The organism is Flavobacterium limnosediminis JC2902 (assembly GCF_000498535.1).
GTDB classification, from domain to species: domain Bacteria; phylum Bacteroidota; class Bacteroidia; order Flavobacteriales; family Flavobacteriaceae; genus Flavobacterium; species Flavobacterium limnosediminis.
Genome location: NZ_AVGG01000018.1, coordinates 154817 through 176887, shown reverse-complemented (window position 1 = coordinate 176887; position 22071 = coordinate 154817). Strand labels below are relative to the sequence as shown.

General features: G+C 36.2%; 26 protein-coding genes. 8 read left to right on the top strand and 18 right to left on the bottom strand.

The window, feature by feature from the left end; translation table 11 throughout:
• Window positions 1–79: 79 nt before the first annotated feature.
• From FLJC2902T_RS12395 to FLJC2902T_RS12375, 5 genes are all read right to left on the bottom strand, one after another.
• Complete coding sequence (locus FLJC2902T_RS12395) at window positions 80–475, bottom strand: response regulator (RefSeq protein ID WP_023580138.1); 396 nt, start codon at window positions 473–475, stop codon at window positions 80–82.
• Between the two features lie 6 nt (window positions 476–481).
• On the bottom strand, window positions 482–4075 hold the full coding sequence (locus FLJC2902T_RS15910; RefSeq protein ID WP_023580137.1) for a PAS domain S-box protein: 3594 nt from the start codon (window positions 4073–4075) through the stop codon (window positions 482–484).
• A 191-nt stretch (window positions 4076–4266) separates the two neighbouring features.
• Entirely contained in the window at window positions 4267–4944 is a 678-nt protein-coding gene (locus tag FLJC2902T_RS12385) for a TIGR02117 family protein (RefSeq protein WP_051364404.1), read from the bottom strand.
• Window positions 4945–4946: 2 nt separating this feature from the next.
• On the bottom strand, window positions 4947–5612 hold the full coding sequence (locus tag FLJC2902T_RS12380) for a hypothetical protein (protein WP_035678615.1): 666 nt from the start codon (window positions 5610–5612) through the stop codon (window positions 4947–4949).
• Between the two features lie 47 nt (window positions 5613–5659).
• Window positions 5660–6187: an NADPH-dependent FMN reductase gene (locus FLJC2902T_RS12375; RefSeq protein WP_023580135.1), complete on the bottom strand. Its 528-nt coding sequence runs from the start codon at window positions 6185–6187 to the stop codon at window positions 5660–5662.
• Between the two features lie 246 nt (window positions 6188–6433).
• Between FLJC2902T_RS12375 and FLJC2902T_RS12370 the strand changes: the two genes are divergently transcribed.
• Window positions 6434–6970 (top strand): hypothetical protein, encoded by a 537-nt coding sequence (locus FLJC2902T_RS12370; RefSeq protein ID WP_023580134.1) that lies wholly within the window; start codon window positions 6434–6436, stop codon window positions 6968–6970.
• Between the two features lie 63 nt (window positions 6971–7033).
• Here the strand turns inward: FLJC2902T_RS12370 and ychF are convergent, their stop codons facing one another.
• Both ychF and FLJC2902T_RS12360 read right to left on the bottom strand, forming a co-directional pair.
• Entirely contained in the window at window positions 7034–8128 is a 1095-nt protein-coding gene (gene ychF / locus FLJC2902T_RS12365; protein WP_023580133.1) for a redox-regulated ATPase YchF, read from the bottom strand.
• Window positions 8129–8243: 115 nt separating this feature from the next.
• Window positions 8244–8693, bottom strand: coding sequence for an META domain-containing protein (locus tag FLJC2902T_RS12360; RefSeq protein ID WP_023580132.1), 450 nt, complete (start codon window positions 8691–8693; stop codon window positions 8244–8246).
• Between the two features lie 217 nt (window positions 8694–8910).
• Between FLJC2902T_RS12360 and FLJC2902T_RS12355 the strand changes: the two genes are divergently transcribed.
• From FLJC2902T_RS12355 to FLJC2902T_RS12345, 3 genes are all read left to right on the top strand, one after another.
• On the top strand, window positions 8911–9435 hold the full coding sequence (locus FLJC2902T_RS12355; RefSeq protein WP_023580131.1) for a superoxide dismutase family protein: 525 nt from the start codon (window positions 8911–8913) through the stop codon (window positions 9433–9435).
• 3 nt (window positions 9436–9438) lie between these two features.
• Window positions 9439–10008, top strand: coding sequence for a YdeI/OmpD-associated family protein (locus FLJC2902T_RS12350; protein WP_023580130.1), 570 nt, complete (start codon window positions 9439–9441; stop codon window positions 10006–10008).
• A gap of 76 nt (window positions 10009–10084) precedes the next feature.
• Complete coding sequence (locus tag FLJC2902T_RS12345) at window positions 10085–11284, top strand: LETM1-related biofilm-associated protein (protein WP_023580129.1); 1200 nt, start codon at window positions 10085–10087, stop codon at window positions 11282–11284.
• 34 nt (window positions 11285–11318) lie between these two features.
• Here the strand turns inward: FLJC2902T_RS12345 and can are convergent, their stop codons facing one another.
• The 5 genes from can to FLJC2902T_RS12320 all read right to left on the bottom strand — a co-directional run bounded on the left by can (window position 11319) and on the right by FLJC2902T_RS12320 (window position 15334).
• On the bottom strand, window positions 11319–11954 hold the full coding sequence (gene can / locus FLJC2902T_RS12340) for a carbonate dehydratase (protein WP_023580128.1): 636 nt from the start codon (window positions 11952–11954) through the stop codon (window positions 11319–11321).
• A gap of 46 nt (window positions 11955–12000) precedes the next feature.
• The gene (locus FLJC2902T_RS12335) at window positions 12001–12684 is read right to left on the bottom strand and encodes a carbonic anhydrase family protein (RefSeq protein WP_023580127.1); all 684 of its coding nucleotides are present in this window, start codon (window positions 12682–12684) and stop codon (window positions 12001–12003) included.
• A 56-nt stretch (window positions 12685–12740) separates the two neighbouring features.
• Entirely contained in the window at window positions 12741–14405 is a 1665-nt protein-coding gene (locus FLJC2902T_RS12330) for a SulP family inorganic anion transporter (RefSeq protein WP_035678611.1), read from the bottom strand.
• 84 nt (window positions 14406–14489) lie between these two features.
• Entirely contained in the window at window positions 14490–14765 is a 276-nt protein-coding gene (locus tag FLJC2902T_RS12325; RefSeq protein ID WP_023580124.1) for a hypothetical protein, read from the bottom strand.
• An 89-nt stretch (window positions 14766–14854) separates the two neighbouring features.
• Window positions 14855–15334: a Dps family protein gene (locus tag FLJC2902T_RS12320; protein WP_023580123.1), complete on the bottom strand. Its 480-nt coding sequence runs from the start codon at window positions 15332–15334 to the stop codon at window positions 14855–14857.
• Window positions 15335–15442: 108 nt separating this feature from the next.
• Between FLJC2902T_RS12320 and FLJC2902T_RS12315 the strand changes: the two genes are divergently transcribed.
• Window positions 15443–16384, top strand: coding sequence for a LysR substrate-binding domain-containing protein (locus tag FLJC2902T_RS12315; protein WP_035678698.1), 942 nt, complete (start codon window positions 15443–15445; stop codon window positions 16382–16384).
• A gap of 52 nt (window positions 16385–16436) precedes the next feature.
• On the opposite strand, the gene FLJC2902T_RS12310 is transcribed toward FLJC2902T_RS12315, so the two are convergent.
• From FLJC2902T_RS12310 to FLJC2902T_RS12295, 5 genes are all read right to left on the bottom strand, one after another.
• On the bottom strand, window positions 16437–16637 hold the full coding sequence (locus FLJC2902T_RS12310) for a hypothetical protein (RefSeq protein ID WP_035678606.1): 201 nt from the start codon (window positions 16635–16637) through the stop codon (window positions 16437–16439).
• A 231-nt stretch (window positions 16638–16868) separates the two neighbouring features.
• On the bottom strand, window positions 16869–17066 hold the full coding sequence (locus tag FLJC2902T_RS16520; protein WP_081712563.1) for a hypothetical protein: 198 nt from the start codon (window positions 17064–17066) through the stop codon (window positions 16869–16871).
• A 132-nt stretch (window positions 17067–17198) separates the two neighbouring features.
• Entirely contained in the window at window positions 17199–17861 is a 663-nt protein-coding gene (mnmD, locus tag FLJC2902T_RS12305) for a tRNA (5-methylaminomethyl-2-thiouridine)(34)-methyltransferase MnmD (protein ID WP_023580119.1), read from the bottom strand.
• Window position 17862: 1 nt separating this feature from the next.
• Window positions 17863–18306, bottom strand: coding sequence for a hypothetical protein (locus FLJC2902T_RS12300; protein WP_051364395.1), 444 nt, complete (start codon window positions 18304–18306; stop codon window positions 17863–17865).
• Window positions 18306–18803: a DUF4920 domain-containing protein gene (locus FLJC2902T_RS12295; protein WP_023580117.1), complete on the bottom strand. Its 498-nt coding sequence runs from the start codon at window positions 18801–18803 to the stop codon at window positions 18306–18308. Before FLJC2902T_RS12295 ends, FLJC2902T_RS12300 begins: the two co-directional genes overlap by 1 nt.
• 301 nt (window positions 18804–19104) lie before the next feature.
• Here FLJC2902T_RS12295 and FLJC2902T_RS12290 point away from each other — a divergent pair, with 301 nt between their 5' ends.
• On the top strand, window positions 19105–20172 hold the full coding sequence (locus FLJC2902T_RS12290) for a branched-chain amino acid aminotransferase (RefSeq protein WP_023580116.1): 1068 nt from the start codon (window positions 19105–19107) through the stop codon (window positions 20170–20172).
• Between the two features lie 58 nt (window positions 20173–20230).
• Here FLJC2902T_RS12290 and FLJC2902T_RS12285 read toward each other — a convergent pair whose 3' ends face one another.
• A complete protein-coding gene (locus FLJC2902T_RS12285) occupies window positions 20231–20614 on the bottom strand; it encodes a pyrophosphohydrolase domain-containing protein (RefSeq protein ID WP_023580115.1) in 384 nt (127 codons plus the stop codon).
• 72 nt (window positions 20615–20686) lie between these two features.
• On the opposite strand from FLJC2902T_RS12285, the gene FLJC2902T_RS12280 reads away from it, so the two are divergent.
• A complete protein-coding gene (locus tag FLJC2902T_RS12280; RefSeq protein WP_023580114.1) occupies window positions 20687–20875 on the top strand; it encodes a hypothetical protein in 189 nt (62 codons plus the stop codon).
• A gap of 41 nt (window positions 20876–20916) precedes the next feature.
• Entirely contained in the window at window positions 20917–21990 is a 1074-nt protein-coding gene (locus FLJC2902T_RS12275) for an SRPBCC family protein (protein WP_023580113.1), read from the top strand.
• The last annotated feature ends 81 nt before the right edge of the window (window positions 21991–22071 follow it).

Below are 22071 nucleotides of genomic sequence, written 5' to 3'. Positions count from 1 at the left end.
AAAAAAGAAAGGGCCTAAAGCAGAAGTTATCAATAATCTGTTGATGACAGTGACTATAATCTGAAAAGTAAAAATGTTTCTATAGGCTTGGGATGAATCTGCTCAATTTTTCTAATTCCAACGGTTTAACCAAATACTCTTTAACAACTTCGTACTGAAATGCTTTTTCTATATCATTTTCGTTGTTTGATGAAGTCAGCATTACCACAACACATTGTTGACCGGCAATTTTAGGGTAATTAATTGCCTCATTGAGAAACTGGAAACCATCCATTATCGGCATGGAAATGTCTAAAAAAATAAGATCGGGAAATTCTTCGAAATCATCCTTTATGGTTTCAAGATATTCCAGAGCCGCTATGGCCGAATTCTTTGTGGTAATCTTTTCAGCAATTTTGCTTTTTGTGATGACATAATCGGTGATATAATTATCCACTTCATTGTCGTCAATTAATAAAACTTTTCTTTTCATCATAAAATTTTATGGTTGCATTTTATTTGGAACTTTAATCGTAAACTTTGTTCCTGATTTAAATTCCGATTCAACTGTAATAATCCCTTCAATTTTTTCCAATGTTTCCTTTGCAATGTACAAGCCAAGTCCGGATCCGGTAGAACGCGTGGTGGAACGATAAAACATCTCGAATATTTTTCCCTGATCCTCGAAAGCTATACCAATCCCGTTGTCTTCAATTACTATTTTGGCACTTTTAGCATCACTGGTAGCCGTAATATGTATGTACGATTTCTCTTTTGCTTCATCATGATATTTGTATGCGTTTGATAAAATATTATTCAATACAACACTTAACCGTTTATAATCAGATACAAATTTACCTTTTGAATCTACAGTAAGTTTAAAATCTATTTTATTAGCACTCTCAACAAATTTAAGATTCGATTTAACATCATTTATCAGTTCTTCCAAGTCAATCTCTTCCAATTCCGGCTCCGTTCGCGCGTTTCGGGAATAAATTAATATATCTTCTATAAAATTGTCCAGTTTTGTTGCACTTTTATCTAACATGTCCAGTCTTTCCGTAATTACTTCAGAAACATCACAATTATCGCTTTCCGTTAACGTTGCCTTAGTGATATTTATAAGACCCAACATTGATTTGAGAGGCGCACGCAAATCGTGAGAAGTACTGTAAACAAACCTATCCAGTTCTGCGTTGGTTTTTTTCAGTTCTGTATTATATCTGATAAGTTCCTCCTCATAATTCTTTCGGTCCGTAATATCCCTCATTATTTTTGAAGCCCCGATTACAGTACCAGACACATCCCTGATAGGTGAAATTGTTAGGGAAACATATATTATTTCTCCGGTTTTTTTCATCCTTTGCGTTTCATAATGGTCCAGCGATTTCCCTTGCCGTAGATCGTGAAGAATTTTATTTTCTTCTCCCCTTAACTCCATAGGAATCAGTGTAGAAATGTGTTTACCTATAATTTCCTCCGCCTTATATCCTAATATTCTTTCAGCACCTCTATTCCAGGAAGTAATTATACCGTCAATCGTTTTACTGATTATGGCATCGTCCGAAGAATTAACTATGGAAGTTATCAATGCTTGTTGTTCTTCCAATCTTTTACGGCTAGTAATATCTCTGTAATTGATAATATAAGATCCTACATTTTCATTTTCTATCAGATTGATTATCGTTCCTTCCACCCAAATAACCTCGCCGGTCTTCCGTATAATGCGAAACTGATTTTGCAACTGAACGCTTGGAAAATGAATAACACTGTTAAAAAAATCGGTGGCCTCGTCCAGGTCATCAGGATGGATAAAGCCCAAGACCGGTTTGTTTCTCACATCTTCAATTTTATATCCTGAAATTCTTTCGGCTGATGGATTATGATAATCTATTATATAATCCTTATTCACCAGAACTACGGCATCGCTAACATTTTCGGTTAAAACACGGTATTTTTCTTCACTCTGCAATAACATTAATTCAGCCCTTTTCTGCTCCGTGATATCGGTTCCGAAAATCATTACGTGGGTAACTTCATCGTTCATAATAATCGGAACTAGTCGTGACTTTATCCATCTCCCGTGAGGCAATTCATTTATAATTTCCTGCTTTGTTCTCGTTTCAAAACACTTCATTAAAGCATCGTGAGCTATTTTCCGACTGGTTTCAGGCAATATTTCTATACAATCGGCACCTATCAGGTCTTCTTTGGTTTTATCCGGATCTTCAACCCTGTTAATAGCCTCAATTTTATTATATCGGTTTACATAAAGAATAAAATCAGGAGAATTTTCAAATTGATACCTGAACATTTCTGTTGCCATTTTACGTTCCGTCATTACTTCGGTAAACATGATAATCCCTCCTATTTCCCCAGAAGTTTTATACCATGGCCTCACTTCCCAACGCAGCCACTCGACACTACCGTCTTCTCTCAAAAAGAAATCTTCATCATTTTTTTCAACGGCACCGGCCAGGCATCGTTTATGTACATCTTTCCACTCTTGGGCAATTTCAGGAAAAACTTCATAATGCGACTTACCGATTATATCTGTTTCTTTCAATTTATAATCCGACAGCCATCTCCGACTCGTTATCATATAACGCATATCATTGTCAAACATGGCCAATGAAGCAGGACTATGCTCAATAAACAAATTTAATTGAGCTTCCCGTTCTGCCAATTCATTTTCTGCTTTTACCTGTTCCGTAACATCTCTTGCAAGGGACAATATTGCCGCATGACCCTCAAACTCAATCTTATGTGAACTGATATCCATCAACATGGTTTCACCGGATTTTTTTATATGACGCCATGTTCTTTTTACTATGGGATCATCACTAACCAGCATCATCTGCGCAAACTCTTTTATTTTATGATGATCTTCCTCTGGTCTGATATCAAGAACGGACATAGAATCCCATTCATTTCGGGTATAACCGTAATTCTGAAAAACAGCGTCGTTAATTTTCAACACTTTCAACGACTGCAAATCCCAAATGATGATATAAGCGGGACTATTATCAAAGAGATATCTGTATTTCTCTTCTGATTCTTTTATGGCCTCCTCTACTTTCTTCCGCTCGGTAATATCCCTTACTATAGCAAAGAAACCTTTACCGTCAATCAATCTGTTACTGATTTCGGTATCCAATAAAGAACCGTCTTTTCTTTTTATTGTTCTGTATAAAACGGCGTACTTATCTTTCTTAACCCTTTCAATATCTTCTGACTGATTCTTTAATTCTTCTTCAGGAACCAATTCAGAAATACGCATCCGTAACAGTTCCTCTCTTGAATATCCGAACAGATTACAGGCATACTCGTTAAGATCAATTATTCCTGTAGTTTCATCTAAAATAAAGATGGCTTCTCCTGCATATTCAATTAAATTACGATAGTGATTCTCGGAAAGGGACAGTTTTACATTGCTGAGATTATAGCTGTTAATTATCCCTTTATATCTTTTTATCAGGTTGTAAGAAAAAGGGACAACTAAGACAATTATCAGCAACAAAACACTTAAAATTATCAGACTGTGATTCCAATATCGTTTTGCATTTTCTTTATGGATATCGTCTGCAATCCTGACCTGCAAAGTGAGCAAGTCATTCACTTTATCCAAAACACGTTCAAAATCCCTGTCTAATTCTGTTTTTAAAATACGATCAATCGCAACTTCATCTTCCGTTTGAAAAATGGGCTTTAATTTTTCCAGTGTTACGTTAAATTTCGTGAGCTCTACCGAAGTCTGATCCGCCAGTAATTTTTCCTCAGGCGTAAGATAAGTCAACTTATAGGCTTTCCAGTTGGAATCGATACTGTCCTGGGCTTTCTTAATTATTATTTCAGCCTGGTTGAAGGAAATTTGTTTGTCTTTTGTTCTGTAAGCTGTAGACAAAATGGAACCCGTATAAAAACGGATGTCCCCCAACTGTTGCAAGGGAACTACCCTGTCTGCAAAAAGGGTTTCCGAGTTTTTGTTGATTATTCTTAATTCTGAAATACCGTAAATCCCGATAACAACCAGAACTATGGACATGGCAGCTATCAGCAAAGACAATTCCAAAGAAGCTTTAACTCTGTTAACCATATTCTAATTCTTTACAAAATCAACAAAAAACTCTGCTTGGTATCATGTAATATTAGTTAAAATCAGCAACTTTTGCAAGTTATTTTTTTAACAAGCCTCACTGAATTTGTGTTTCTCAAGCCTGCCCCTAAAAAATCAAACTCACTAAAAATCAACACATTCAATACATTTTTAAACATTTTATATTGAAATCAATCGTAATGATAAAGGATTCCCTTATCGTAAACTGTCCACAGCGCCGCTTTCTGATTGGATGATTTTAGTGCCTGATTTGTCCAGGTATTGCAGGTATAAAACAAGTTATAGCTCCCTTTTGCTTCATAAAAAGCATCGTACTTTCCGTAACTGTGTCCGGCTATCCACTTGACTTCATTTTGATTATTCAGATAAAAACTGTCGGATATGAAATGAACTAATTTCTGATAATCCTCATTTGAAACAATGATTCGCCGGCAGTCTGCACTTTCCGAAAGATTCCTGTAAAACCGGGTATGCATTGCGGATGTACCCAGATTGAAAGCGGCTTTAAAAGCGGTGCTGAATTTCAAATCGGACCATTCGGGTGTGTTCAGATAAAACTCTTTGTCACCCCAGCCAAAGGAAACATATTTCGCTAAGCTATCGTTTGCTTTAGTTTGTGAGAATCGCACTTCATCGCGCCAGTCCTTGATTTCATTTTGAACCGGGACGGCAATGTCGGTATGAACACCGTTGGAAATCAGAAAAATTTCAACACCTTCACGGTTATTCCTCACATCGGAATTCACTGAGATTCTGGAGATGCCCAAAACTGCCAAAATATATAGTAACGTGAAAGCAAGGATCCCGGACAGAATCAAAGTAAGGATTTTAAGACTTTGTTTTATGATCTTCATTTTGATACTTTTTTGAATTGTCGTTCCTCACCTAAATTCTCTAATTTCAATATTTTTTTAAATTCTCTTCTGGTTGGTCTTAATATGTATGAAGATGAATCAATCTTTTGAGATTTGATTTTTGTTACCGAATCCATTTTTTTTAAATCTTCATCCGAATAAACATACTTCAGTCTCAGAACATCTTTCTCAAGATTCAGAATTTTAATTCCCCAATAAATTGAATCTTTCGTATTCAGAATCAAATGCCCATTTATTCGTTTAGCTTTCTGATCATCTGAAAAAACAAAAAAGGTATCTATCTGAGTATTTGAAAACTGAATGGAATCACCAACATCTTTTCTGTAATAGAGTTCATTATTACTTTTGGATACAAATTTATCACCGGTAATTTTAAATTCACTTTTTATGGAATCCAATTCACTGAAGTGTATTCTGAACCTATTGATATATTTTTGAAGAATCGTATTTTCGTTGATTTCCAGGTAGAGAGAATCGGAATCCATGAACAATCCACGAAAACCAGTTGGAAATTTTAATAGTTCCGAATCATTCGACGGCTGTGGTTTAACAAAATAAAAATTATTCCCGAGCGGTTCTCTTGCAACCTCTTTACAGGATATTAAAAAAAAGAATACGATAAAAAAGATTATTTCTTTCATGAGTTCTGGCTTTCTATATCTTTTACAACATTCAAGCCAAAAACGAATCAGATACTGAAATTCCGCACAATTTCCTTAATCTGTTGATCCAATTCCGGGTTTGAGATTTTATTTTGTTCCAAATCAAAATTATCGTAAAACTTCGGAAATGAAAAAGTAGCTTTAATAATAGCGCCGTAACGCGGGAATGCAGTTTCTGCAATTTCGAGTACGCGGGCTCCTCCTCTTCCACCGTCTGAAGTTGCCATCAGTAACATTGGTTTTTCCTGAAAAACTTTTATATTTTGACGGGAAGCCCAATCAAAAAGGTTCTTAAATGCCGCCGAATAATTTCCATTGTTTTCAGCCATTGAGAGCACTATGATATCCGCTGAACCCAATTTATCCAGAAAATCTGCAGCCAATTGCGGTTTACCGATTTCCATTTCCAGATCGACACTGAAAAGCGGTAAGGCAAAATCATTCAAATCCAACACTTCAATATCCGCATTTTCAAACAAATGAGATACATAAGTTGCCAGTTTTTTGTTAATCGAATTTTTGCTGTTACTTCCTGCAAATGCTACTATTTTCATAATTATCTGTTTTGTACTCAAAAGTACGAATAAGTTCTCCTTAAGACTAATTATCGGCTTGTACCTATAGCCACCCAAATCAGAAAAGAAAACCAGATTTGCTTTTCCGAAAAGCACAAGACAGTATAAGTTACAATACGACTATTTAAAAATCAACTATTTACAATTATTTTAATACTATTTTAAATGTTTACTGTTTTTTTAACGATTATCTTTGTAAAACACTAATATTTAAAATAAAAAATTATGAAAAAGGTAATTTTAACGATAGTAATATTGTTTGCAACCGTTTGTGTCAGTGCACAAAATACGGATGTAAAAAAAGAAAGCACAACTACGGTAAAAACAGTTAAAGATTCTAAAGGTGAAAAGCAAACTGTTAAAACGGAGGAGATTAAAGAAGTTCAAAAAATTGAATTTAAAGATCCCGAGTCTAAAAGTAAAGAAAAAGAAGTGAAAGATACTCCTTCCGATGTAACTACAAAAATAAGCGTAACCGTTGATGGTGTTACCCGTGAAATCAGCAATGACTACTCAGGATATTACATGTACAACGGCGTAAAATACAAACTGATCTTGGATAAAGTGGGCTACAGCCTTATCCATCCCGAAACCAAAAAAAGGCTGGCAACACTGAGAGAAACCTCCAATGGCGGATTTATTGTTACAGGTAAAAAAGTTTCCGTGGGATATTTTGACCAAAACGGCAATTTAATCATGCAGTCAGTAGATCCGAAAACGGATACTGTCATTACGGAAAAAGCGGAAGTTGTTAAAGAATAAAAAAAACCGTCTTGCTTACTACAGGCAAGACGGTTTCTTTTATAATTGTATCAATATTAAATATTAAACATTAAATCTGAAATGCATCACATCTCCGTCTTTAACGATGTATTCTTTACCTTCCACACGAAGTTTTCCGGCTTCTTTCGCTTTAGATTCCGAACCTAAGTTAGAATAATCATCAAACGCGATAACTTCTGCACGGATAAACCCTTTTTCGAAATCGGTGTGAATTACTCCTGCAGCTTTTGGCGCTGTATCACCTATTTTAATAGTCCATGCACGAACTTCTTTAACACCTGCTGTAAAATACGTTTGAAGGTTTAATAATTTGTAAGCCGCACGGATCAACACTGATGAACCTGGCTCGCTCAAACCTAAATCTTCCAAGAAAATCTGACGCTCTTCATAGCTTTCCAACTCGGTAATATCCGCTTCTGCACCCACAGAAAGAACGATAACTTCAGCCTGTTCGTCTTTAACCAATTCACGAACCTGATCTACATATTTGTTTCCGGTAACAGCTGAACTTTCATCAACATTACAAACATACAATACCGGTTTGGTGGTAATCAATTGGAAATCTTCCATTAAATCGGTTTCGTCCTGATTTTGAGGGATTACCGTACGCGCTGATTTCGCCTGCATTAAAGCTTCACGGATTCTGTCCAACAAAGCTTTTTCAGCCTGAGCTTCTTTGTTTCCGGTTTTTGCGGCACGATTTACTTTTTCAAGACGTTTTTCTACCGTTTCAAGGTCCTTCAACTGTAATTCGATATCGATTGTTTCTTTATCGCGGATCGGGTTTACGTTCCCGTCTACGTGAACGATATTATCATTGTCAAAACAACGTAAAACGTGAATAATAGCATTACACTCTCTGATGTTTCCAAGGAATTGATTTCCTAAACCTTCACCTTTACTTGCTCCTTTTACCAATCCGGCAATATCAACAATATCAACAGTTGCCATCTGAACGCGCTCCGGTTTAACCAATTCTTCCAATCGGTTGATTCTCGGATCGGGAACATTTACCACTCCGATATTCGGCTCGATAGTACAAAACGGAAAGTTGGCACTTTGCGCTTTTGCATTAGATAAACAATTGAATAACGTTGATTTCCCAACATTTGGCAATCCTACAATTCCTGCTTTCATTATATTTTTATTTACAGTTGGAAAAAACCAACAGAATTTGATAATCGTTTTAAAAAGTTTGCAAATATACCGATTATAATGGAATTACGGAATGCTATAGGATAACATAAATTCCCTATTCTTTTCTGATTTTCTCAAAACGCATCATGGCCACATCTCCCATTATGAAATTTAGGGTTTTGCCGTCTTCTGAAACACTGTACGTATCAATTTTTTGTAATGTAGACATGAATACCTGCTCCCCCTGACCGGGACAAGCCATCATTGTTGATGCCATTTTAGAATCCTTAAAACTGATTTTGTTCCCGTCAACATTCAATTTTCCCGAATAGGAATTACAACTGTTGTTTCCTGAAACCCTGTTTTCCTTCACATCAAAATTGATGGTTGGTTTCTTGTCGGGATACAATCCGTCAAAGGCTATTCTTGGGCCCGAAATATAATTTAACTGCCAGGAACCGTTAAGTGAACCTGATTGATCCGCTGTGCTGTTCTTGGTTTTAACGGAATTACACCCTACCAAAAACACACACAAAATTGCCGTTGTTAAAAGACTCTTCTTCATATTTTTAAAATTTTAGTTTTGACATATCAATAATAAGGCCATCCATAAAACCCTCTTGCAAAAAAGATTATCGAATTTACGGATTTTACGCTATCTATCTGACAATGTGATTCATAAATACAAAATTAAGAAACGTGTCTTTTTTTCACGCTTAAGACGGGTTAGACTGTGAAATTTCTGTAACTTTACTTCACAAATAAACATCAAATCCTTTCTTATGAAAAAAATAACCTTCTCCCTCTTTTTTATTGCCTTGGCATTTACGGGCTGTAAGACGAAAACAGAATCAAAAATCAATGAGGTAAAAGTCGTTTTGGAATCGAAAAGCGGTACGAATACTTCAGGGTCGGCAGTTTTTTCAGAGAAAGGAGGAAAAGTTACTTTCACGGCAACAATTTCCGGGTTAACTCCGGGTGTGCATGCCATTCACATTCATGAAAAAGCGGATTGTTCTGCAGCGGATGCTACTTCGGCAGGCGGGCATTGGAACCCTACCTTCAAAAAACACGGAAAATGGGGAGAAGGCGAATATCATAAAGGCGATATCGGGAATTTTACCGCGGATGAAAAAGGTAACGGAAAAATCACTTTGACTACAGATGAGTGGTGCATTGGTTGTGGCGATGCGACGAAAGACGTTTTAGGGAAAGCCATCATCGTTCACCAAGGTGCTGATGATTTTGTAACACAGCCAACCGGAAATGCTGGCGGCCGTGTGGCTTGTACTGCAATTATCAGATAAAGTATGGCCGAAAGGGAACAATACTATTTCAAAAATGCAGACGAATGGCGTAAATGGCTACATGAAAACCATAATTCGACTGAAGGAGTATATCTCATTTTTTACAAAGTAGGCAGTTCTATAGAAAGCATGCGGTGGGAAGAAGCCGTTCAGGTGGCCATTTGTTACGGATGGATTGATTCTACCGTTAAGAGATTGGATGATGAAAGGCGCCGACAATTATTCACACCCCGAAAAAGCAAAAGTGTCTGGAGTAAACTAAACAAATCCTATGTCGAAAAACTCATAGCCGAAAATTTAATGCATGAAAGCGGGTTGGCAAAAATTGAAATCAGCAAACAAAATGGTTCGTGGAATTCGCTGGATCACGTGGAAGAATTAATCATACCCGAGGATTTGCAGAAAGCATTCGATGACAATAAAACAGCATTTGAGAATTACAATAACTTCAGTTTTACTTACCGGAAAAGTTATTTGTATTGGCTGAATCATGCCAAACGGGAAGAAACCCGAAAAAACAGGATTTCAGAGATAATCCGGCTATGTGAAGCCAACATGAAATCAAGGCAATAATTATTTTCTGAAAACTTAACGTGAAGTTTGTATCCGATGCTGAAAAAGATATAGCTTTGTGGTATAATTAACGGTAATGATTAACCCTTCAAGTAACGGTTGGATAGATAAATTTTTTCTGGAGCAGAAACCATTGCTCCTACCCGTTGTCGTGTATTCTTCCGTTTTTTATACGAATGTCAGAAAGACAGGTTTTATCTATGGTCACACCATCGGATTTGATGTTGAAAAACCTATTATCACCAAGGGCTGGACATCAGAAGAAATTACCAAAGTTGCCTTATTGAATACGCTTTACGGAGTTTACGGATTGATCACACATGACGGGAATCCGAAAAGTTTTATCGAAGAAACGATAAAATTTTACAAGCAAATGAACCCGGAAGGCTTCAGTTTGCTAAAAAAAATGCTCCCGGATTCTTCCAACAGCCACAAACTGGAAGAAATGATTGATGAACGCGTTCAGACCAATGACAACATCATCAGCAAAAACTTCTCGCATATTTTAACCAATGCACTGCTGTTCATGGATGTTTTGGCTTATCGTCAATATTTACTGCATCAGGAAATTCCGTTAAATTATTTGAAAAAATTGGAGGAAACGATTATCAGTATCGTTTCATTGGCTTTAAAAACTAAGGCTGTGAAATCCAAATACGATGATTTACTGATAAAGTTGTTTGAATCTTCCGTTCGTTACACCAAATTTTCCAAAGTCAATATCGAAAATATTGAAGTGCTTCAACTTGATTTTTTCAAATCGGAACTCGAAAAGAATTACCTGCTGGATATTGCCGGGATGGCTATGTGGAGTGATGATGTTCTGGAACAACAGGAAATCGATTTTTTATACCGATTGGCGGAACTGTTGGAAATTAAATCGGATTTTGCGGCGCAAAGCATTGAATCCATTGATACCTTCATAAAACAATACCTGAATGAAATTCCGTATTTCAGATATTCCAATCCGGTAAAGCATTTCTACGACCAGGCTACACAGAATGTGGTAATTCTCATTACGCGAAACAAAAACCGTCTGATCAAAGAGATATCGCAAAGCGGAGAACTGATGGTTTTACTGGCTCATTCCACCAGAAGGGATCTGGATTCCAAGGAAAAGAAGAAAGTAAAAAAACAACTTTTGGAAATCTGTAAAACGATTCCGTCGCTGACTATTTTTCTTTTGCCCGGCGGAGGATTGTTGCTTCCTATTTTAGTCAAATTCATTCCGAAAATGCTGCCTTCCGCATTTAACGAAAATTTGGATATCGAATAAAAAAAAGTCCCGTTTAAAACGAGACTTTTTTTATTTAAAATTTCAATTGGTATACATTATCCAATTTTTCATTGGAGTCAATATTCACATCCAAATCGGTTACATAACCCGAATTTAATCCGTAAACCCAACCGTGAATACTCAGTTCCTGTCCAGATTTCCATGCGGCCTGCACAATTGATGTTTTAGCTAAATCATATACCTGCTCTTTCACATTGATTTCAACGAATTTATTGAATCGTTCCTTCTCGTCGATAATAGAATCCAGATAAGTTTGGTGATATCTGTAAATATCTTTAATATGACGGATCCAGTTATCGATAATACCGATGGATTCATTCCCCATTGCAGCCTTCACTCCACCACAACCGTAATGTCCGCAAACAATAATATGTTTGATTTTCAAAGCATTTACAGCATAATCCAAAACGCTCAACATATTCATATCGCTATGAATTACCATGTTAGCAATGTTTCTGTGAACAAAAACTTCACCCGGGGCTGCACCAATAATTTCATTTGCAGGAACTCGGCTATCAGAACAACCTATCCACAATAACGGTGGATTTTGTCCTTTTGCCAAATCCTTAAAAAAGTCTTTATCGATGGCTAATTTCTCTTCAACCCACTTCTTATTGTTCTCTAAAATCTTTTTATAAAAATCGCTCATTATATGTTTTTGTTATAACAAATGTAACTTAAAAATACAGAAAAATTTAGTTTATCAATTCTTTTAAACTTAATTGAGGATTTAGTTCATCCTTAATAAATTCAGTGTCCTGATAAAATTCTACCATTCCCGTTTCAATGTTGTACATGGCGCCAATAATACCAATTTCACCATTTTCAATCATTTGTTCCAAAATGTAACTTCTTTGGATAATTGATTTAACAGTACGTTTTACATTGATTTCAGCAACATTTTCTACAAATTGGCCATTTTTGGAATTTCTATCCACATTAGTTTCCTGCTCTTCATAAACAGCAGGTTGCAATTTTGATAATAATTCAGTTAAATTACCCATTTCCACATGGTCACAAGCTCCTTTTACGGCTCCGCATTTGGTATGCCCTAAAACCACGATTAATTTAGAACCGGCAACTTTACAGGCAAATTCCATACTCCCTAAAATATCTGTATTGACTACATTCCCGGCAATACGGATAGAAAAAACATCTCCCAATCCCTGATCGAAAACCAATTCAGCAGACGTACGACTGTCGATACAACTCAAAATTGTCGCAAAAGGCCATTGACCGTCACGGGTATCATTTACCTGTTCTAATAAATCCCGGTGCAATTTTAAATTATTTACAAAGCGATTGTTACCTTCTTTTAAAAGCTCTAAAGCTTTTCTTGGTGCTATTTGTGATTGTAATTCTTTATTTAAAGTTCTCATTCTGATTTCAATTTTAATTTAATTAAAAAACCGATTTTCTTCTTCTCCGGTGTTTTCTAGTTGGTTGTTAACTCGTTTATCGCCTCTTCATGTGACGAAATAGCATTTTTTCTGTAGTTAATCAAGGCATTGTGCTCCATAAAAACGTGATTGTTTTCATATTTGGAATTTTCAAGTTCGTAGGCTTCTTTAAAACCGATTAATGTAACTTCAATTCCTTTTTCAACCGCATTTATATGTTTGAACTCTTTTATAAGGTCAATCACATCATGTGCAATATATACGGTATCCGATGCATTGATAACCACTTTCGAATCTTCCGGAAGCTTGTTTAACGTCAGTTTTATTGCTGCTTTGTTTAAAAAAGAAACTTCCTGAGCAAGATCTATGTGGATGACATCACCGTCTTCGTACTCTTCTTTTCTGAAATAATAGGCTCTTTTCAGATTTCCTCTCAAAACAAAAACGATACTGATTATCATTCCCAAAGCCACACCTTTTAGTAAATCAAGGAAAACTACGGCTGAAAGTGTTGCGATGAAGGGAACAAACTGATATTTCCCCTTTTCCCAAAAATGCATGATGGTTGCCGGTTTTGCTAATTTATACCCTACAAGAAGCAATACAGCCGCTAAAGTCGCTAATGGAATTTTATTTAAAAGCATTGGAATTGCCAAAACACTTACCAATAATAAGACACCATGAACAATTGCAGACATTTTGGATCTGGCACCCGCATTTACATTGGCAGAGGTACGAACCACAACCGAAGTCATCGGTAAACCACCAAGAAGAGAACTCACAATATTACCAATACCCTGTGCGCGAAGCTCTACATTGGTGTCTGTAAAACGCTTTTGCAAATCAAGACGATCGGCAGCTTCAATACAAAGTAAACTTTCAATGGAAGCAACAATTGCAATTGTTAAGGCGACAATCCAGACTTTTGGATTTGTTATTGCCGTAAAATCGGGAAGCACAAACATCGACTTAAATTCATCCATTGAGGAAGGAACCGGCAGGGAAACCAAATGCTCTTTAGCAATAGCCAGAGAACTTCCTGTGGAAATAAAAATTTCATTCAGAACAACTCCAACAATAACGGCTACCAAAGCACCCGGAATCAATTTTAACTTCTTTAAAAAAGGAACTTTATCCCATGAAATCAAAATCGCCAAAGAAACAAGAGCAATCACTACAGATCCCAACTGAATATAATCCAAGGCTCCGAACAAAGTTGAAAAGGTATTCCCTCCATCGGCCTGAACAAAGGCCTCGTCACCTTCAAAATCAGCATCATACCCAACTGCATGGGGTAACTGTTTTAAAATGATAATAACACCAATACCCGCTAACATACCTTCAATTACGTTGGTCGGAAAATAATTGGATATACTTCCCGCTTTCAGAAAACCTAATGCCAACTGAATCAAACCCGCAAGAAAAACCGCGGTAAGAAAAATATTGAATGCACCCAAATCTGTAATAGCCGTAAGTACAATGGCCGTCAGACCTGCTGCAGGACCGGAAACGCTTACGTGAGATTTGCTTAAATACCCCACCACAATTCCGCCGATAACACCTGAAATAATACCCGAAAAAAGAGGCGCTCCGGATGCCATTGCTATGCCTAAACACAGCGGCAGAGCCACCAGAAAAACAACAAGACCTGAGGGTAAATCAGATTTCAGGTTGCCAAAAATATTTGTTTTTTTTGTCATAACCGATAAAAATATAATACAATTAATACTTCAGATACAAAATAGTACCTGACTGATAATCAAAATGTTTGATTAAATAATGTATTATGCTTTTTCGGGTGGAGGTGAGAAGATTTCTTCAGAAACATTATCGTGCTTCTGTTCATTCTGAAAATTTATAGCAGTGGCCTTTCTTGAGAAATAAAACGTTTCGAGATGAATCACTTCTGCAATACTAAGCGGAATTTCTTTCACCTCTTTTTGAATCTCTTCTTCTGAAAGGGAATAAAACATAGAGGTATCCGTATCACTTTTCAACATACCCACAACTGTAGGCGTTGCCAAAAAAGCAATAAACAAAAACAGAACTATGTTTACCATAATTTTCATGGTGCGAAAGTAAAAAATAAAAAAGCAGACAAAAAACTTATTATGAAATTTTTAATACTTATATTCTACGCTGTTTAGGCTCACATCTCTTCCTCCATCCAGGCTTTCATCATCCAGAGTGTTTTTTCCTGCTCCTTAATGAAATCACTCATCATGGAATTTGTTCCTTCGTCGTCAATTTCGGAAGATTGTTTTAGTATAACACGTTCGATTTTCAACAATTCCGATAAACATGTAATTACCAATTGAATAGCCACTTCATCGTTTGAAATGTTTTTACCGATTTTTATTTTACTATTGTTTGTATAATCCTCAAAAGTGTGTAACGGAGTACCGCCAAGAGTAAGAATACGTTCGGCTACCATATCAATTTTCAGTTGACTGTCGTTGTACAATTCCTCAAATTTCAAATGCAGATCAAAGAATCTTTTTCCACGTATATTCCAATGCAGTCCTCTTAAATTCTGGTAATACACCTGAAAATTGGACAATAAAATATTTAATTCGGCTACCAAAACCTGTGTTTCCTTTACAGGCAATCCTAAACTGTTTGTTTTCATTGTTTTATACTTTAGTTGATCATTGAGATCAAAATTAGTTTGAAATTCCGACCAATAATCATAAATTTAATTGATAGATTTTATAATTTTATCGAAAATATTTATCCGATGACTATTACCCAATTATATTATGTTTTAGCTGTTGCTGAGCATAAAAATTTCACCCTGGCTGCAGAAAAATGCTTCGTTACACAGCCCACACTAAGCATGCAGATTCAGAAACTGGAAGAAGAATTAGATATTCAGATTTTTGACCGAAGTAAAAAACCGATTCAACTGACTGAAATTGGCGCAAAAATAGTTTCACAGGCAAAAAATATTGTCAATGAATCCGGCAGAATAAAAGATATTGTTGATCAGCAAAAAGGATATTTTGGAGGCGAGTTTAAAATTGGCATCATCCCAACCATTATGCCAACGTTATTACCTATGTTCCTGAATAATTTCATTAAAAAATATCCGAAAATCAATTTAATCATCGAAGAGCACAACACGGAAGAAATTATCAAACGATTGAAAAGCGGTCATCTGGATGCTGCCATTGCCGCTACACCTCTCGAAGAAGAAACTATAAAGGAAATTGTTTTGTATTACGAGCCTTTTGTAGGCTATTTCCCGGACAACCATAAAAATATAAACAAAGACGAGATTGAGGTTGATGATCTGGATCTGGATAACATATTGCTTTTACAGGACGGACATTGTTTCAGGGACGGAATCCTGAACTTATGCAAGAATGCCAATATGAAACACGACAGTCATTTTCAGATTGAAAGCGGAAGTTTTGAGACCTTAATCAAACTCGCAGATGAAGGATTGGGCATAACACTTCTTCCCTATTTGCATACTTTGGACTTAAGCGACAAAAACAAATTAAATTTGCGTCATTTTAAAGAACCCAGACCTGCACGTGAAGTAAGTTTGATTTTTCCGAAAAGCGAACTTAAAATGCACATCATTGATGCACTGAGAACTACAATTTCCGGTGTTGTAAAAGGCGCCATCGCCTTTCATAATGTGCAAATAATAAGTCCTTTACATAAAAAATAAGAGGAGCTCCGGCTCCTCTTATTTTAGGTTAAGTTTAAGTAGGGTTATATAGTTAATTTTCATTAATTACAATCAGACAAGGTTGTAATTCCGGCTTTTCTGAAGTAAAATAGTTTAACCATTTACTCAGTAGCTCAATTTCGTACGGCAACAAATTCTTAATCGCTTTTTTTAATTCTTTCATAAAAAGCAAGGGATCAAAGCTCACTCTTTCAAGCACCGATTTGGTGTAATCATAAATCATTCGTGGCATAATCAATTGGTATTAATTTGGTTAACAGGACAAGAACGTGGAGTAAAATTAACAAAAAACTATATTACAACAAAGAAAAATAACAAAAAAATATCGATTAAGTGTAAAATATTTCGATTAAAAACGCATTTAATTTAAAAACCAAGTTAAAATACTTACATTTTCATTATTACAATATTCAAATTATCTTAAAAATGCCCAAAAAAAAAGAGGAGCTTATGCTCCTCTTTTTTATTCATTTATATAGACTAGACATTGTCGTAATTCGGGTTTTTCTTTTGTAAAGCTGAGCAACCATTCTGTTAATTGTTCTAATTCATACGGTAACAGGATTTTTATAGCTTTTTCTAATTCTTTACAAAACAATATTGGGTCGAAACTTACTCTTTCTAAAATAGATTTGGTGTACGCATACATTGATCGTGACATAATGCATTTATTAATTTGGTTAATGGGGTAAGAACTTAATAGTAAAATTATAAAAAAAATTTAAAATTTATTTAAAAATAATTTAATAATTTATTAACATCAAACATATATCACAACTTTTTAACAAAATGATTACTTTTTAACAGCCCGCAACATTTCACGCTTTCCTGGTGGTCCCTGCAACTTTTCCGTAACAAAACCAACCTCGGTCATTGCTCTTTTAACACTGCCTCTGCACGCGTAAGTAACCAAAACACCATTTGTCTTTAATGCCTGATACATTTTTTCGAAGATCTCAACCGACCATAGTTCCGGCTGGTACTGAAATCCGAACGCATCAAAGTAAATCAAATCAAAACAATTTTTGTCAATAATTTCGTTAAAATATTGTTTCCGTTTTGTTAAAGTAAATGCATCGGAAATGGCCGTTTTTACACCCCATTCACAAGAATGCATCAACTGAAATTCTGTATTAAACTGACTTGCATCCAATTGCGGAACATAATTCAGTTTTTCAACTTCTTCCGGTAAAATCGGATAGGCTTCCACCCCAACATAATCAACAATCTGATTGAATTTTTGTGCTTCCAGAAAAGTAATAAAAGCATTCAGTCCGGTACCAAAACCTATCTCCAGAACAGCAACGGACTGTTCCTTAAAAAGTGACAGTCCGTTTTGAATGAATACATGTTTGGCCTCCTGAATCGCTCCGTGTCTGGAATGGTAAGTCTCCCCCCATTCTTCCATCAGTAATGACGAAGAACCGTCATCCGTTTGAATAATTTTTCGTTTCAACTTAATTTATATATAGTTTCTTAATTCTTGGAATCGGACCGCCACATTTCACTTCATGACAACGCAAACAGGCATCCACTCCATTATTAAAATGTTCTTTAGCATTTTTGGGATCCTCATAAATCAACTCCTGAGCTTTGATGAATTTCGCTGCCTGTTCTTTAAAGAAAGCGTCGTTTTCTTTATCGTCGGTCATCACCGCTTTATGGATCAGCAAAAAATGTTGTGGAAACTGTCCGATGGTATCTCCGTTTTTGATACGCTCCTTCAGACGCTGATTATCCACATACATCTGCTCCATCAATACCGACATCTCCGACATTTCATACATCTTGAAATCTTTCTTTTCAGAAGTTTCTTTTTTTGCTTCGGCTTTGACCTCCTCTTTTTTCACACAGGAAAACAGAAATCCTGAAACCATCAGTATTACCAGTATCTTTCTCATTATTTAGCGATTAAAACACCATCGGCCATAAAAGAATAGGTAACCTTTGGAGCAGTGATACTGTCGATAGCCGCCTGAGATTTGCCGCCGTCTTTAGCATAATGTTTTTGTTCATTCACAGATTCAACACTTATAAAAGCCTTTCCGTTAACGATGGCTTCTTGTTTCCCGGCGTTCATCGGAACAAAAAAAGCATAATCTTTAAATTTCACAAAAGTCTCGCTTCCATCCGCTAAGTCCATCGACATCCAGCAGCCTTTTTTCTGACACACTTCTTTAATGTTTGATTTAAACTTCACATTTAAAGTATCCCCTTCTTTCAGATTTTTGAATTTGGCAAACATCGCTTCTTTTGTTAATACCTCAGTATCAGTAATACTGTCACCGAAAACCGCATAATCTGTTTTTGACACCTCGGCAATTTTAGCCTCTTCCTGCTTCTTATTACAACTTACCATGGCAATAACTGAAAGGGCTAATACGATAACTTTTTTCATAATATGTGTTTATTTGACTTTAATTGCAGATTTCAAAGAAACAAATTAATATCGAACGGAAAAATGATTCACCTAAATTTTCTCTTTATACAAGTAAAAAAGTGAATTTCGAAGCCATTCATTGAATTTTTAAAAACAATTTAGTAATTCCTTAATTAATTACACTATTTTTAATCTGACATTCGAAAAAGTCCTTTTTTTTGTTAGATTTGCAAAGACACGACAGGTTTATTGGCAATTATGAAATTACGATTTCGTTAACAACCAACTGTTTAGCGTTAAAAACACTAATTTTTATTCAATGGAATTGACAGCTACGGACAGCATTAAAATTGTTAAGGCAAAAGAATCAAAAATAACTTCGGTTGATTTTGATAATTTATCATTCGGAAGCGTATTTACAGACCATATGTTGGTTTGCGATTACGACAACGGTGTTTGGGGAGAACCCGAAATCAAACCTTACGAACCGTTTACAATGGATCCATCTTCAAGGGTATTTCACTACGGACAGGCAATTTTTGAAGGAATGAAAGCCTACAAAGACGAAAACAATGATGTTTGGCTGTACCGTCCCGATCAGAACTACGAACGTTTTAATAAATCGGCAGTACGTTTGGCAATGCCGGAAGTACCTGAAGAAGTTTTTATTGACGGTTTGAAGAAGCTGATTGAAGTTGAACAGGCTTGGGTTAAGAAGGGAAAAGGTAATTCGCTTTACATTCGTCCGTTCATGATTGCAACCGGACATGGCGTAATCGCTTCTCCATCAGACCAATATCGTTTTTGCGTAATTCTTTCCCCTGCAAGTGCTTATTACTCAGGAGAAGTAAAAGTAGTTATAGCCGATCATTACAGTCGTGCTGCTAACGGCGGAATTGGTGCTGCAAAAGCGGCCGGAAATTATTCGGCTCAGTTTTACCCAACCAAATTAGCTAACGAACAAGGTTTCCAGCAAATCATCTGGACTGACGATGCTACACATACCATGTTAGAAGAAGCGGGAACGATGAATGTTTTCTTCAGAATTAACGATACCTTATATACAGCACCAACCAGCGAACGAATTCTTGATGGTGTAACCCGCAAAAGTATTATTGATATCGCCGAACGCGACGGAATTAACATAGAAGTGAGACCCGTATTGGTTTCTGAAATCGTGGAAGCGGCTGAAAAAGGTACTTTGAAAGAAATTTTCGGAGCCGGAACTGCTGCGGTTATCAGCCCGATTTCAGGCTTCTCTTATCAGGATACCTATTATGAATTGCCAAAAATGGAAAATTCATACGCCACAGATATCAAAGACAAACTGACTAACATACAGTACAATCTTGCTGAAGATACCTTTGGATGGACAGTGAAAGTTTAGTTTACAGTCACAGTCTCAGTTTACAGTTGCTTCTGTGAACTGAGACTGAAAACTGTGACTATCCTAATATTTCCTCAAAATTAGGTTTGAAATAATTCGGACCTTTCATAACCTTTCCGTCCTCACGATAAATCGGTTTTCCGTCTTCACCAAGTTTACTCATATTGCTGCGTTGGATTTCATCGAAAACCTCTTCTATTTTGTGTTGTAATCCATGTTCCAGAATGGTTCCGCATAAAATGTAAAGCATGTCGCCTAAAGCGTCGGCTATTTCAACCAGATCATTGTTTTGAACCGCTTCCAGATATTCTTCATTTTCTTCTTTCATCAGGTTAAAACGAAGTGTATTTATCTGTTCACCCAAATGTCCTTTAGGCGAGTGACTCACCCCTAAACCAAAAGCATCGTGAAATTCTTTAACTGCGTTGAGTTGTTTTTGCATAGTAGTATAATTTGTCGGGAAAATTAAATAAAATAATTTTCAAAAAACTAACTTTGTATAAATTTTCAAAATATGTTTTCAACAGGTCAGTTGTATTTTGCCTTATTCTTCGTTATTGTATTTGTATCGGTAATGATTTATGTATACCGAAAAGATTTAGCCTTACATAAAATACATTACAAAGGCAGTTTGTGGATACTCTTTTTCTTCCTTCTTTTTATAGGAATTTTATTTATAATCAAGTTGGTACTGAAAGAATAAATATCCTTATATTTGAAAATTATCATATTTAGAATGAAATCATGCGAATTGTAAAGTACATATTCCTCCTTATACTGCTTGCTCTCATAGCCATAACGGTTTATATCGGAACTCAGGATGGGCATTTTGACATTAAAAGAAGCAAAGTTATTAATATCCCTCAACCCGTTTTATACCATTATATTAACGATTATAAAAACTGGGAAGACTGGGGTCCGTGGGCCGATGAAGACAAATCCCTTCAATATAAGTATGGTGAAAAAACCCATGGTTTAGGAGCGTCTTATTCCTGGATCGGAAAAGAAGGTGAAGGTAAAATGAAGACCGTTAAAACCATTGAAACCGACAGTATTTACCAGAAAATCTATTTTGAGGACAGCGAACCCAATGATGTTATCTGGGGCTTTAAAAAGTCAGGAAACGCAACTGAGGTAAGCTGGCGAATGAAAGGCCAGATGACTTTTATGATGAAATTCTTCTCGTTTTTTAAAGGCGGTATGGAAAATATGGTTGCCCCAATGTTTGAAAAAGGATTAAACAACATTGACAACTTGTTGGTAAAAGAATTGAAAACCTATACCGTAAAAGTAAATGGTCTGACCAGAAAATCGGGAGTGTATTATATCAAACAAACCGTAACCTGTAAGATTCCGTCACTGCCGAAGAATATGGGGATAATGTTCCGTACAATCACCAAATTTGCGAAAGACAACAATATAACCGTTAACGGAGCTCCGTTTTCCATTTATGACAAATACGATACAGCCAACGGAATAGTAACCTTCTCTGCCTGTTTGCCGATTGCCGAAGAAATTTTCACTTCGGAAGGTAGCGATATTGAAGGCGGACGTTTCTATTCGTACCTTGCTTTAAAGACAACGCTTACCGGAGACTACTCACACAGCAAAGAAGCTTGGGATCAGGCCTATGCCGAAATAGCAAAACGCAAATGGATGGAGAATCCGACCGGAAAATACATTGAAGTGTATAAAGTAGGTGTTAACCAAACGAGAAAAGCATCGCAATGGATAACTGAAATTTACATCCCTATTACAGAAAAAGCCAAACCGATAGAAGTTCCTTTGGCATTAAAAGATTCGACTGAAGTTCAGTAATAAAGTAGTCGATTAAAGAGTCAATTATCTGCCAACAAATAGTAGACAGAATATTTAAAACACAGATCCCACAGATTTCCA

Coding starts and splice junctions, on each gene's coding strand:
- FLJC2902T_RS12360 (WP_023580132.1), bottom strand. CDS start 8,693: ATGAAGAAGAGTCTTTTAACAACGGCAATTTTGTGTGTGTTTTTGGTA.
- FLJC2902T_RS12330 (WP_035678611.1), bottom strand. CDS start 14,405: ATGACAAAAAAAACAAATATTTTTGGCAACCTGAAATCTGATTTACCC.
- FLJC2902T_RS12285 (WP_023580115.1), bottom strand. CDS start 20,614: ATGCAAAAACAACTCAACGCAGTTAAAGAATTTCACGATGCTTTTGGT.
- FLJC2902T_RS12320 (WP_023580123.1), bottom strand. CDS start 15,334: ATGAAAACAAACAGTTTAGGATTGCCTGTAAAGGAAACACAGGTTTTG.
- FLJC2902T_RS12310 (WP_035678606.1), bottom strand. CDS start 16,637: ATGCCACGAATGATTTATGATTACACCAAATCGGTGCTTGAAAGAGTG.
- FLJC2902T_RS12280 (WP_023580114.1), top strand. CDS start 20,687: ATGTTTTCAACAGGTCAGTTGTATTTTGCCTTATTCTTCGTTATTGTA.
- FLJC2902T_RS12325 (WP_023580124.1), bottom strand. CDS start 14,765: ATGGTAAACATAGTTCTGTTTTTGTTTATTGCTTTTTTGGCAACGCCT.
- FLJC2902T_RS12375 (WP_023580135.1), bottom strand. CDS start 6,187: ATGAAAATAGTAGCATTTGCAGGAAGTAACAGCAAAAATTCGATTAAC.
- FLJC2902T_RS12335 (WP_023580127.1), bottom strand. CDS start 12,684: ATGAGAACTTTAAATAAAGAATTACAATCACAAATAGCACCAAGAAAA.
- FLJC2902T_RS12290 (WP_023580116.1), top strand. CDS start 19,105: ATGGAATTGACAGCTACGGACAGCATTAAAATTGTTAAGGCAAAAGAA.
- FLJC2902T_RS12295 (WP_023580117.1), bottom strand. CDS start 18,803: ATGAAAAAAGTTATCGTATTAGCCCTTTCAGTTATTGCCATGGTAAGT.
- FLJC2902T_RS12315 (WP_035678698.1), top strand. CDS start 15,443: ATGACTATTACCCAATTATATTATGTTTTAGCTGTTGCTGAGCATAAA.
- FLJC2902T_RS16520 (WP_081712563.1), bottom strand. CDS start 17,066: ATGTCACGATCAATGTATGCGTACACCAAATCTATTTTAGAAAGAGTA.
- FLJC2902T_RS12355 (WP_023580131.1), top strand. CDS start 8,911: ATGAAAAAAATAACCTTCTCCCTCTTTTTTATTGCCTTGGCATTTACG.
- ychF (WP_023580133.1), bottom strand. CDS start 8,128: ATGAAAGCAGGAATTGTAGGATTGCCAAATGTTGGGAAATCAACGTTA.
- FLJC2902T_RS12300 (WP_051364395.1), bottom strand. CDS start 18,306: ATGAGAAAGATACTGGTAATACTGATGGTTTCAGGATTTCTGTTTTCC.
- can (WP_023580128.1), bottom strand. CDS start 11,954: ATGAGCGATTTTTATAAAAAGATTTTAGAGAACAATAAGAAGTGGGTT.
- FLJC2902T_RS12275 (WP_023580113.1), top strand. CDS start 20,917: ATGCGAATTGTAAAGTACATATTCCTCCTTATACTGCTTGCTCTCATA.
- FLJC2902T_RS12370 (WP_023580134.1), top strand. CDS start 6,434: ATGAAAAAGGTAATTTTAACGATAGTAATATTGTTTGCAACCGTTTGT.
- FLJC2902T_RS12345 (WP_023580129.1), top strand. CDS start 10,085: ATGATTAACCCTTCAAGTAACGGTTGGATAGATAAATTTTTTCTGGAG.
- FLJC2902T_RS15910 (WP_023580137.1), bottom strand. CDS start 4,075: ATGGTTAACAGAGTTAAAGCTTCTTTGGAATTGTCTTTGCTGATAGCT.
- FLJC2902T_RS12350 (WP_023580130.1), top strand. CDS start 9,439: ATGGCCGAAAGGGAACAATACTATTTCAAAAATGCAGACGAATGGCGT.
- FLJC2902T_RS12395 (WP_023580138.1), bottom strand. CDS start 475: ATGATGAAAAGAAAAGTTTTATTAATTGACGACAATGAAGTGGATAAT.
- FLJC2902T_RS12380 (WP_035678615.1), bottom strand. CDS start 5,612: ATGAAAGAAATAATCTTTTTTATCGTATTCTTTTTTTTAATATCCTGT.